The organism is Sulfuricurvum sp. (assembly GCF_028712165.1).
Classification (GTDB): Bacteria; Campylobacterota; Campylobacteria; order Campylobacterales; family Sulfurimonadaceae; genus Sulfuricurvum.
Genome location: NZ_JAQTQR010000081.1, coordinates 1 through 11,549 on the forward strand (window position 1 = coordinate 1; position 11,549 = coordinate 11,549).

At 44.6% G+C, this 11,549-nt stretch carries 10 protein-coding genes; 1 reads left to right on the top strand and 9 read right to left on the bottom strand.

All coding sequences use genetic code 11. From position 1 onward, the window contains the following. Positions 1-1,428: bifunctional diguanylate cyclase/phosphodiesterase (locus PHP90_RS12175; RefSeq protein WP_299930324.1), on the top strand; the 1,428-nt coding region annotated here is incomplete at its 5' end. Positions 1,429-1,454: 26 nt separating this feature from the next. On the opposite strand, the gene PHP90_RS12180 is transcribed toward PHP90_RS12175, so the two are convergent. From PHP90_RS12180 to fabZ, 9 genes are all read right to left on the bottom strand, one after another. Beyond that, the gene (locus PHP90_RS12180; protein WP_299930327.1) at positions 1,455-2,633 is read right to left on the bottom strand and encodes a glutathionylspermidine synthase family protein; all 1,179 of its coding nucleotides are present in this window, start codon (positions 2,631-2,633) and stop codon (positions 1,455-1,457) included. 2 nt (positions 2,634-2,635) lie between these two features. Next, positions 2,636-3,211 (bottom strand): hypothetical protein, encoded by a 576-nt coding sequence (locus PHP90_RS12185; protein ID WP_299930331.1) that lies wholly within the window; start codon positions 3,209-3,211, stop codon positions 2,636-2,638. A gap of 12 nt (positions 3,212-3,223) precedes the next feature. After that, a complete protein-coding gene (locus PHP90_RS12190) occupies positions 3,224-3,652 on the bottom strand; it encodes a hypothetical protein (protein ID WP_299930333.1) in 429 nt (142 codons plus the stop codon). 3 nt (positions 3,653-3,655) lie between these two features. Continuing rightward, positions 3,656-6,913, bottom strand: coding sequence for a carbamoyl-phosphate synthase large subunit (carB, locus tag PHP90_RS12195; RefSeq protein ID WP_299930336.1), 3,258 nt, complete (start codon positions 6,911-6,913; stop codon positions 3,656-3,658). Between the two features lie 170 nt (positions 6,914-7,083). After that, the gene (mreC, locus tag PHP90_RS12200; RefSeq protein WP_299930339.1) at positions 7,084-7,845 is read right to left on the bottom strand and encodes a rod shape-determining protein MreC; all 762 of its coding nucleotides are present in this window, start codon (positions 7,843-7,845) and stop codon (positions 7,084-7,086) included. Continuing rightward, the gene (locus PHP90_RS12205) at positions 7,838-8,875 is read right to left on the bottom strand and encodes a rod shape-determining protein (protein ID WP_299930342.1); all 1,038 of its coding nucleotides are present in this window, start codon (positions 8,873-8,875) and stop codon (positions 7,838-7,840) included. The genes mreC and PHP90_RS12205 overlap by 8 nt, the downstream gene beginning before the upstream one ends. An 8-nt stretch (positions 8,876-8,883) precedes the next feature. Continuing rightward, the gene (gene clpX, locus PHP90_RS12210; protein WP_299930345.1) at positions 8,884-10,116 is read right to left on the bottom strand and encodes an ATP-dependent Clp protease ATP-binding subunit ClpX; all 1,233 of its coding nucleotides are present in this window, start codon (positions 10,114-10,116) and stop codon (positions 8,884-8,886) included. After that, positions 10,113-10,898: an acyl-ACP--UDP-N-acetylglucosamine O-acyltransferase gene (gene lpxA, locus PHP90_RS12215; RefSeq protein WP_299930348.1), complete on the bottom strand. Its 786-nt coding sequence runs from the start codon at positions 10,896-10,898 to the stop codon at positions 10,113-10,115. The genes clpX and lpxA overlap by 4 nt, the downstream gene beginning before the upstream one ends. A 5-nt stretch (positions 10,899-10,903) precedes the next feature. Next, a complete protein-coding gene (gene fabZ / locus PHP90_RS12220; protein ID WP_299930351.1) occupies positions 10,904-11,347 on the bottom strand; it encodes a 3-hydroxyacyl-ACP dehydratase FabZ in 444 nt (147 codons plus the stop codon). Between the last annotated feature and the right edge of the window lie 202 nt (positions 11,348-11,549).

Here is an 11,549-nt window from a genome sequence, read left to right on the forward strand (position 1 = left end):
GCAGTCTGGTGGGTTCGCTATCTTCTCTCTCCTCTTACAAAGATAGCAAAAAAAGTCCGTTTTTATAAACCGGGTGACCAAATGGATTTTGAGGAAGACGGCAGTGTTGAAATCGAACAGATCGTTACGGCATTTAACACGATGCAAAAAACGACTCAACATTATCTGGAACAAATGGAAAGCATGAATAGCTCCCTTGAAATGAAGGTCAATGAAAAAACCCGTGAATTGGAAACACAGTACTATATTGATCGATTGACTAGTCTACCCAATCGCTATCGCCTCCAAGAAGTATTGTCAAAAGAAGATGTCTCAGCTCTGGCAATCGTCAATATAGATGATTTTAAAGAAGTGAATGACTTTTTCGGAATTTCAATCGGGGATGAAATCCTGATACAAATCGGGACATGGCTGAAGGAATTGTCGGGGGCATGTTATCGTTTAGGGGGAGATGAGTTCGCTTTAGTATTCACTAATTTAGATGATCAAAATGAATTGGAGCATCGCTTAAATATACTTGCGAAATTTTTGGACGAAAAAACATTTTTGGTCAAAGAAGAGAGTCTCAATATTAGAATAAGTATAGGTGTCGCTATGGGGCACGAAAAAGTGCTGACACGTGCGGATATCGCTTTGCATCATGCAAAAGCGAATAGAAAACAGATAGCATTCTATAATCAGAAAGAAGGGGTGGAAGAACAATATCGATCCAATCTGACAATGGCTTCTAATGTACGAAGAGCACTGTTTGAACATCGTATTATTTGTCACTATCAGCCTATCGTCAACCTAAAAACGGGGACGATTGATAAATATGAAACTTTAGTACGGATGATAAATGACGAAGGAAATATCATACCGCCGATAAAATTTTTATCGATTGCAAAACAAACGAAACTGTATCCTCGAATTACCCTCGAAGTGGTCTATCAGGCCTGTACCCTCTTTGCTTCACGCAAGGAGGAATTTTCCATTAATTTATCCGATAGTGATATTCGCAATCCCCATACGGTAAGTGAAATCATCAGAACGATTACAGAAACGGGTACGGCGAAACAGGTTGTATTTGAAATTTTGGAATCCGAAGGGATTGAGAGTTACGAAGAAGTAACACGGTTTATTTCGCAGGTAAAAGCCTTGGGTGCAAAAATAGCGATTGACGATTTTGGGACGGGATATTCTAATTTTGAAAATATACTCAAATTGGGCGTCGACTACATTAAGATAGACGGTTCGCTGATCCGAGAGATTGCAGGGAACTCACGTCATCATATTATTGTCGAAACGATTATTGATTTTGCGAAGAAAATTGATGCGAAAACGATTGCGGAATTTGTATCGGATGAGGTTATTTATAACACGATTAAAGAAATGGGTGTCGATTATTCTCAGGGCTATTTTACCGGTAAACCGACATTACTGTCGTAATGCGGTTCCGGAATAAAAAAATAGTTTTAGCGTAACACGTGCCCGACGAATTTGGACATATTGCCCAAAATTTTACCGCCTCGTCTGAATCCCAAACCGCATGCTTCATAGGCGAAAAAGACACCTGCCTGGTAGCAGTTGCCCTTCGTATCTTTCGGAAACTCGACGTACTCTTGATAGATAGGTTTGAAATTGCCGTACGGGCCGTCGTTGGATTCGATAGTTGCACCTGCGGCATCCATAATACGAACATTGGCACCTTCACGACCAAACATCCGTTTCTCGACCTGCTGAACCCCTTGGAGTGGCTCAAATGAGGTTTTAAGAAGGTACGGTGAATCTGGGAAGAGATCACAAAGTATTTTCATCATCCCTTTTGATTGAAACAAAAGGGTGTAGGCCGGATTTAAAATAATAGCCTTTTGATTGTTCATAATGCTTGTGAGCAAGGTGGCCAGTTCCGGTTCTTCAATAGCGATATCTTCCCACGGGAACAGTTTAAACCAGTACTCATACGGAGTATCTTCTGTGTCGTAAATCCCCTCATCATCAAACTTTACCCCTCCGAGAGATTCAAAACCTGTTTCAAAACCTGCATCGGTTGCCATTTGCTGCAGCAGTCGAACCGTTTGTTCCTCTTCGATATTGCCGTTTACCGCACTGAAAAGAATTTTCCATCCCTCATACAGTGAATCAAATTTTTCCGTATCATCGAAGAGCGTGATGAGACGGCGAAAATTTTCGCTGATCGCTTCGTAAATAGTATTAAATTGACGCTCTTCATCCATGTCGTTGTATTTTAAGAGTGCCCATTGCAAAATTGCGGTTTCAAAAAGGGCAGTAGGGGTGTCTGCATTGAATTCGATTAGTTTGATAGGGGAACCGTCGATTCCTCCTGCGAGGTCAAATCGGCCATAGAGGTGCCAGTGCACATCGTTTTCCCAGCTTTTTTTGATCATATCTACGAGATTAAACGGAATTCCCAACTCAAAAAAGAGATTATTATCGATGACATACTGAGCTGCAGTTGCATACATATCATACAGTTCGTTGACTGCTTCATAATAGGCTTCGGCCTCTTTATCGGTGACAAGAACCAGTTCATCCGCTACGTATTTAGTGTCATCGCTGTCGGTATGCCAATCAAATCCGATTTCTTCTAAAAGAGCATCGCTTATCGGATTTATTTTTTGTAAATTAATCATATTCATCCTCCGAAAAATCCACCGGAACCGGTGCTTTTAGATGCAGAATTACCGAAAAAACTTTTTTTCTGTGAGCCAGTTGCGGCAGAAGAACCCATCCCTCCCGCTGAACGGTGATAGGCGGAGCGGTTTGACGCATCTTGGTTCTTACGGAATGTGGAGTTGTTCATCAGCATGTTTCCGATGACGTTACCTAATAAGGCTCCTCCCGCTGCAGCGAGAATAGTTCCACCTAAGCCCATTCCTTCACCTTGGGGTTCTGCATTGAGTTCCGATTTTCCTTCCTGCATTTTTTTGTACTCTTGATCGGCGAGTTGTTTCATCTCTGTTTCACTCATAACCCGTTCATGTACGGTACCGTTTTCATCAGTTGAACGGATAATGGCATGGCTTGGGCCGGTAGTAGGGACCTCTTCGACAACGACGTATTTACCGCTGGGCTGTTGTTCTACAACGAGAAATTTATTTTGTCCTTCAACCTGCTGTTCTTGAGAACTTTGGCATCCGCTTAACGCACTGAGGACCATGATCCCCATACTGCCCATCATGATGCTTTTAGCACTTGTAAAGTGTTTCATAAATATAGACTCCTAGCGTAATTGTTTAATTTTGGTTGGGGTTAGTAAAAATATTTTAGAGGCACTCTTTTCACAGAGGCCTCTGAAATCTTCAACAATAATGTCACTGACAGATTGAGAAAATTCTCTCGCATACGATTGACCGCTTTCGTTTGCAGAAGTGGAATAGAACCAACCATAGGGTTTGATAAGTCGAGCATGATACGGATCACAAACATGGCGAAAGGCTTGCTTTTTAACGACAAAAGTTGTCTTACAGGCGTGACGAACAAGGCGTTTATGGGTATTTGGAATTCGAATATCCTGTTTCAGTCTTTTAAAATCAGAATAAACTTTGAGAAAAGGTTTATTGTCAGCGCGCATTTTAATGATTTCCAGCCGCTTGGGATCTTGGGAAAGAAAACCGACAGTAGTGTCGGTCTGGGCGAGAAAAACTTTCATATTTTAGGAAATAAGATAGTCTTGGAGTGCGTGCGGTTCCATCCAGCTGTCATCGTGCATATGTCCCATTGCTTCAATAGCTGCACGTGCGGCACTGAGCGTAGTAAAATAAGGAGTTCCCATACGCAATACGATTTGACGGATTTGTTCTGCATCTTTTTTTGAAGTTTTGTTATCGGAAGTGTTGATCGCAAGAGAGATCTCTCCGTTTTTCATAACGTCTTCGATATTCGGACGGCCTTCACTGATTTTTAAAACCGCTTCGCATGGAATTCCGGCAGCTTCGATCGCTTTTTGGGTACCGCGTGTCGCCACAAGTTTGAACCCTTGATTGTGCAATCCGCGTGCGATTTCCGGCGCATGAACTTTATCCATCTCGATAAACGAGAGGAAGCAGGTTCCGGACGTCGGAATTTTGTTTCCTGCAGCAAGCTGACTTTTTGCGAAGCTGACACCGAAGTTTTGACTGATACCCATAACTTCTCCGGTTGATTTCATCTCAGGGGAGAGGACCAAATCGGCACCGTAAAGTTTGTTGAAAGGGAATACCGCTTCTTTAATCGCAACGTGCCCTTTCAGACGCGGTTTGAGAAGTCCGTCTGCCTCCATAACGATATTGTAGTTGTCATAGAATTTGAGTGCGTTACGGAGCGTGTCGCCAAGCATTACTCGGGTAGCGACTTTTGCCAGAGGCATACCGGTTGCTTTGGATACAAACGGCACGGTACGCGATGCTCTTGGGTTAACTTCGATAAGGTACACCTCATTTTGATAAATCGCGTATTGGATATTCAAAAGTCCAATGACTCCCAGACCTAAAGCGATTTTTTTCGTTTGCTGTTCCACTTGTGCTTGCAAATCGGCACTGAGGCTTACCGGAGGGAGTGAACAGGCACTGTCACCGGAGTGGATACCCGCTTCTTCGATATGCTGCATAACCGAGCCGATATAGACTTCGGTACCGTCACTGATCGCATCGACATCCAGCTCAACCGCTTGGTCGAGGAATTTATCGACAAGAACCGGAGAATCGTTACTCACCGATACGGCAACGTCCATGTAGGTGCGGAGTTCATCTTCGTTGTAAACGATACGCATCGCGCGTCCGCCCAAAACATACGATGGACGAACGAGTACCGGATATCCGAGCTCTTCTGCAACTTTAAATGCCTGCTCTTTGGTCATCGCAATACCGTTTTCAGGTTGTTTTAGCCCTTGCTCGACAACGAAAGCGGAAAATTTCTCACGGTTTTCCGCCAAGTCAATCACTTCAGCCGATGTACCGGCGATCTTTGCGCCGATGGCGTGCAAGCCGTTGGCAAGTTTGAGCGGAGTTTGACCGCCGAAGTGGACGATGATACCGTCAGGCTGTTCCGCTTCGACGATTGAACGGACATGTTCAAAATCGATCGGTTCGAAATAGAGGACGTCTGAGGTATCGTAGTCGGTAGAGACCGTTTCAGGATTACAGTTGACCATGATTGTCTCAATTCCCATCTCTTTGAGAGCAAACGAGGCATGAACACAGCAATAGTCAAACTCGATACCTTGCCCGATACGATTCGGTCCGCCGCCTAGGATCATCACTTTTTTCTTATCGCTTTGACGCGGAGCTTGAAGTCCGAGGCGCGTAATGTTGGTTGTTGAATAGAGATATGGTGTAAGTGAACCGAACTCTGCCGCACAGGTATCGACTTCGTTGTATTCAAACGCGATTCCGAGCGCTTTACGTGCATCATAAACATCGTTTTCTTTTGCACTTCCGCCATTTTGAGTGATGAGACGTGCGATATTTTTATCGGAAAAACCTTCTGTTTTAAGACGGCGCAGTTGCGGCTCATCAGTAAGGGTCGCTGTAGAAATTGTTTTTTCCTGAGCAACGATTTCTTCGATTTGAGTCAAGAACCACGGATCGATTTTAGAGAGTTCAAATACCTCTTCTTTTGAAAGACCCATACGGAATCCTTGCGCAACGTAGAGAATGCGTTCGGCATTCGGACGGCGGATTTCGTGTTTAACGAATTCAAGATCACCGTCGATCGGATCAAATCCGCTGAGACCTGTTTCGAGAGAACAGAGTGCTTTTTGAACCGATTCTTTGAAGGTACGGCCGATTGCCATTGCTTCACCGACCGATTTCATACTGGTAGTGAGAGTTGACTCCGCTTCTGGGAATTTTTCGAACGTGAAGCGTGGAACTTTAGTTACGATGTAATCGATAACCGGTTCAAATGCTGCAGGAGTTCCTGTGATGTCGTTCGTAATCTCATCAAGGGTAAATCCGACTGCAAGCAGCGTTGCAACTTTCGCGATTGGATAACCGGTCGCTTTTGAAGCAAGTGCGGACGATCGCGATACACGCGGATTCATTTCGATAACGATCATACGTCCTGTTGACGGATTGACAGAAAATTGTACGTTGGATCCGCCGGTATCGACACCGATTTCACGTAAAATAGCGAACGATGCATCACGCATTCGCTGGTACTCTTTGTCTGTAAGGGTCAGGGCAGGGGCAATGGTGATCGAGTCGCCGGTATGAACACCCATCGGATCGAAGTTTTCGATCGAACAGACGATGATACAGTTATCGTTTCTATCACGAATAACCTCCATCTCGTACTCTTTCCATCCAAGGAGAGATTCTTCGATCAGGATTTCAGTGATAGGTGATTCATCAAGACCGCGTTGCGCTAGCATTTTAAACTCATCGATATTGTAGGCGACACCGCTTCCTCCCCCTGCGAGGGTATAAGAAGCGCGGATAATGATCGGGAAACCGATTGCTTCAGCTGCTGCTAAAGCTTCATCCATGTTATAGGCATAGCGAGAGATCGGCAAATCCATCCCGATTTTGACCATACACTCTTTGAATGCTTGGCGATCTTCCCCTTTTTTAATGGCACTTGGGTTGGCACCGAGAAATTCGATCCCTTCCAGCATCCCGAGTTCGTGCATCTTCATTGCGGCATTGAGTGCAGTTTGCCCCCCCATGGTCGGCAAAATAGCATCAACTTTCTCTTTTTTGATAATTTCGGCAATGATTTCGGGTTTGATAGGTTCGATGTAGGTGCGATCGGCAAATTCGGGGTCGGTCATGATCGTTGCCGGATTCGAGTTAATCAAAACTACGCGGTAGCCAAGCTCTTTGAGCGTTTTAACCGCTTGTGTTCCTGAATAGTCAAATTCACAGGCTTGACCGATGACGATCGGGCCTGATCCGATGAGTAATATCGTTTTGATGTCGTCGCGTTTTGGCATTGAGACCCCTCGTCATAAAAATTTTATTATTATAGACGAGAAGCACTTAAAATCCGATTACAAGTGCTAGTGAGAGGTTCTTGATCCAGAAAATTCTGCCTCGAAGAGGCAAGCTTCAGTGCCATAGCGGCTAGCGTAGATAAAGGGATTTTATTCCTTTATCGTTCAAATTATCGTACCTGAGTTATAACGTGAAAGTAGGCAGGGTTTTTGCCATAAAAATAAGGTTCAATAACGGCACTTTGATATCCGCTGGCTCTGGTGATCGAGACTACTCTCCCTACTTTTAATCCGGCTAAAAAGATACGGTCTAAACCGGATGTTTCCACTTCATCTCCGACGGAGATAGGGATCCAAGTCGGGATAAATTCAACAATCAGTCGGCGTTCATTATTTCCGCGAACGATTCCGGGTGCCATAGCTGCGCCGATATTTACGGCGTATGAACTCTTAACATCTCCGTTGAGGAGTGCCATTGCTCTGTTGTTATTTGAGACGACAATACCCGCTGTATAACCGCGGTACAAGAGGCCGTACACTTTTTTAACATCAAAATTATTCATCTCGATCCAGACTCGGTAAGGATCGCCGAAGCGGACATAGGAGAGGGTGCGTACCAACTCTACTTTTGCATCGGTTTGAATCGTACTGTTCTCTTCCTGAATCAGTTTTTGGTAGTCATCAGCTATCTGATGAAAATGGAGAAGCTGTTTTTCATAAAAACGATTTTTTTCGCGCAAATCGATGATGGTGGCCTGCTGATTGAAATGTTCCTCAATGGTATGCTCGATAGCTTCAATACTATCGTGGTAACTTGATTTTATCAGGAGGGTGAAACGGACAATCGGGGATTGGAGAAGATTGGTAAAATAAAGCGCTCCACCCACCACGAGGGCGAGTATAAGTGCAAGACTCAACGTCTGTTTATTCATTATCAAACAGTTCGTGGAGTTGATCGATCTCTTCTAGTGCACGTCCGGTTCCGCGAGCGACACACAAAAGCGGCTCATCGGCAACATAAACGGGAATTTTAATGATTTCGGAGATGTATTTATCCAATTGGCGGATAAGTGCACCGCCTCCGGTAAGGATAACCCCGTTGTTGACGATATCGCCTGCCAAATCGGGAGGCATGTTTTCGAGTACATCACGAATCGCTTCAAGAATCTCTTTGAGAGGCTCACGCATCGCTTCTCGGGCATCTTCACTGGAGAGTTCAATTGATGTTAAAAGTCCTTCAACCTGATCGCGGCCGTTAATCGTCATTTTAAGTTCTTGCGCCAGAGGCATCGCGGTACCGATGTTGATTTTGATGTCCTCTGAGATGCGTTCACCGATGAGAAGATTGTATTTTCGTTTGACGTAATCCATGATAGAACGGTCGATTTTATTTCCGGCAACACGGATAGATCGGCAAAGAACCAAACCGCCCAAGGAAACGACCCCGATCTCAGTCGTACCGCCGCCGATATCGACGACAATATTCCCTTTCGGCTCGCGGATATCGATACCCGCTCCGATAGCCGCGGCCATCGGTTCATCAATAAGATATACTTCGCGCGCTCCGGCACTCATGGCCGATTCACGTACCGCTTTGCGTTCGACTTGTGTCAAGCCGTAAGGGATACAGATGATGATACGAGGGCTTATGAGACTGCTGCGCCCGTGTGCTTTTTCGATAAATTTACGGATCATTTTTTCGGTCATATCAAAGTCAGCAATGACGCCGTCGCGCATAGGACGGATAGCTTTGATATTGCCGGGTGTTTTCCCGACCATCTCTTTCGCTTCGCGACCGACAGCCAAAACACGTTGCTGACCGTATTTTTCCATCTTAACCGCAACAACGGAAGGCTCATTGATAATGATCCCTTTCCCTTTGGCAATTACGATGGTATTTGCTGTTCCTAAGTCGATAGAGAGATCGTTTGAGAACATTCCGATAAGTTTATTAAATAGCATTGTCTCTCCTATGCGCTTTTTTGATTTGGTTTTTTAATGTATACAGGTTGTGTTTTTTCTTCTACGACATCTTTGGTGATTAGAACTTCATAGCCGCTGTACTCTGGAAGCTCATACATGATGTCTCCCATAGTCTCTTCCATGATGGCGCGAAGTCCGCGAGCTCCGGTTTTACGTGAAAGTGCTTTTGCGGCAATCGCGTTTAGTGCTTCTTTGTCAAATGAGAGTTCGACATCATCAATAGCAAAAAGCTTAGTATATTGTTTGACCAGAGAGTTTTTCGGTTCGGTCAGGATACGAACCATCTCTTCTTCGGTGATTTTGTTCAAAGAGGCAATGATCGGAAGACGTCCGATCAGTTCAGGGATCAAGCCGTAACTGACGAGATCATCAGGCTCAACATTTTCAAAACTGTCATCGATATCGGTAGTGTTGCGTTTATCATGACCGAAGCCCATGACATTATTGCCTTTTTTACGCTCTAAAATTTGACCGAGTCCATCAAATGCACCGCCGCAAATGAAGAGAATCCCTGATGTATCGATTTGGATGAAGTCCTGATTCGGGTGCTTGCGTCCCCCCTTAGGAGGGATGTTGACGACGGCACCTTCGATGATTTTAAGAAGTGCCTGCTGTACTCCCTCTCCTGATACGTCACGGGTGATGGAACGGTTTTCAGACATACGGGAAATCTTATCGATCTCATCGATAAATACGATTCCTTGCTGTGCCCGTTCAACATCGCCATCAGCAGCTTGGAGAAGCTTGGTAAGAATGTTTTCGACGTCTTCACCTACGTATCCAGCTTCGGTAAGGCTAGTGGCATCCGCGATCGCGATAGGGACGTTGAGGACACGGGCAATGGTTTGAGCCATCAATGTTTTACCGCTTCCGGTCGGTCCGATCAATAAAACGTTGGATTTGGCAATTTCCGTTTCGTCTTCAATATGGGTATGTTTGAAGATACGTTTGTAGTGATTATATACGGCAACCGAGAGGAGCTTGCGTGCTCGTTGTTGTCCGATAATGTATTGCCCTAAAAAGGCATTAAGTTCTTTAGGTGTTATCAGCTCGGCATTGACATGTTCATGGGTTGAATCATTCTCACCCTCGGAATCACCAAACATAATTTTATAGGCAGAAAAAACACAGTTTTTACAGATATAGACATTGGCTCCGGCGATAAGCGGGTTATGATCACTTTCTGTTGCATCACAGAAACTGCAGTGGCGATGAATCATGATTGATTCCTTTCATACGGGATTCCCCGTTTGGTGTTAACAATAAATGTACAAAGATTTTTAACGAATTGGCTCTCACTCTCTTCGAGTAAGGCAGTAGCCTGCTCTTGGAGCGGTTTACCGGAGTCAAAGAGCTCTCGATAGGCACTTCGAAGCGCATCGATATCAGCGCGCTCCATATGTCGGCGTAGACCGTTAAGGTTCAATCCGCGCAGTACCGCCCGGTTTCCTTCGGCTAAACAATACGGAGGAACGTCTTGGGAAAGTGCCGAAGCTCCGGCAATCATAGCATAATCGCCTATCTTGACAAACTGATGTATCGGAGTTAAACCGCCGATAACGGCATAATCTCCCATTTCCACATGTCCGGCTAAGGTCGCGGCATTGGCCAGTATACAATAATTTCCGATAATAACATCATGTCCTAAATGGACGTATCCCATAAAGAGATTGTGGTTTCCAATGACCGTTTTACCGCCTCCTCCGGCTGTTCCGGGATTAAAGAGGGTAAATTCACGGATTTTATTGTAGTCGCCGATGATCAGTTCAACCTCTTCACCCGCATATTTTAAATCCTGCGGAATCGAACCCAATACGGCATGCGAGAAGATTTCATTATACTCGCCGATAGTGGTATTGCCATAGATACAGGTACTTGCGGCAATTTTAGTCCCACGTCCGATTTTAGCTTTTCCTGAGATAAAGCAAAACGGTCCGATTTCGACATTCTCGCCGATGATGGCACCTTCTTCGATGATTGCATGCGGTGAAATAAGACTCATACGGCCTACTTATCCACGATCATAGCTTTGAGTTCGGCTTCAGATACGAGCACGTCATCCACATACGCTTTACCCTCTAGTACCCAGATAGCGCCTTTGTGTTTTACAACACTCATACGGTATTCCAAACGATCTCCAGGACGAACGGGAGCACGAAATTTGGCACCGTCGATACTCATAAAGTAGACGACTTTTTGTGCTGCTTCCGCCTCAGTCATATCCATACTTTGAAACGCGAGGATTCCGCCGGCTTGCGCCATACCTTCTAGAATCATAACGCCCGGATAGATTGGATGACCAGGAAAATGGCCTTCAAAAATTTGTTCACCAATGGTGACGTTTTTGTAACCGATAAGTGACTCGTTGGGAGTAATATTTGTTACTCGATCTACAAGGAGAAATGGGAAACGGTGAGGTAAAATTTTTTGAATTTGAACGACATCTATCATATTTGTGAACACCTTAGGGTAAAAAATCGCCCAATTTTACCGCAAAATATGTTAATAATTGATAATAAGGTTAGACACCGGGTTTTAGTGCATGATTCACAAGTAGATTTGCGACTTCAAAACTGGCATCCACAAACTCCAATTCCGGTAAATCTCTCATACTTTTTCGCTCATCGACACTGTCAATTTTAATAATGACATT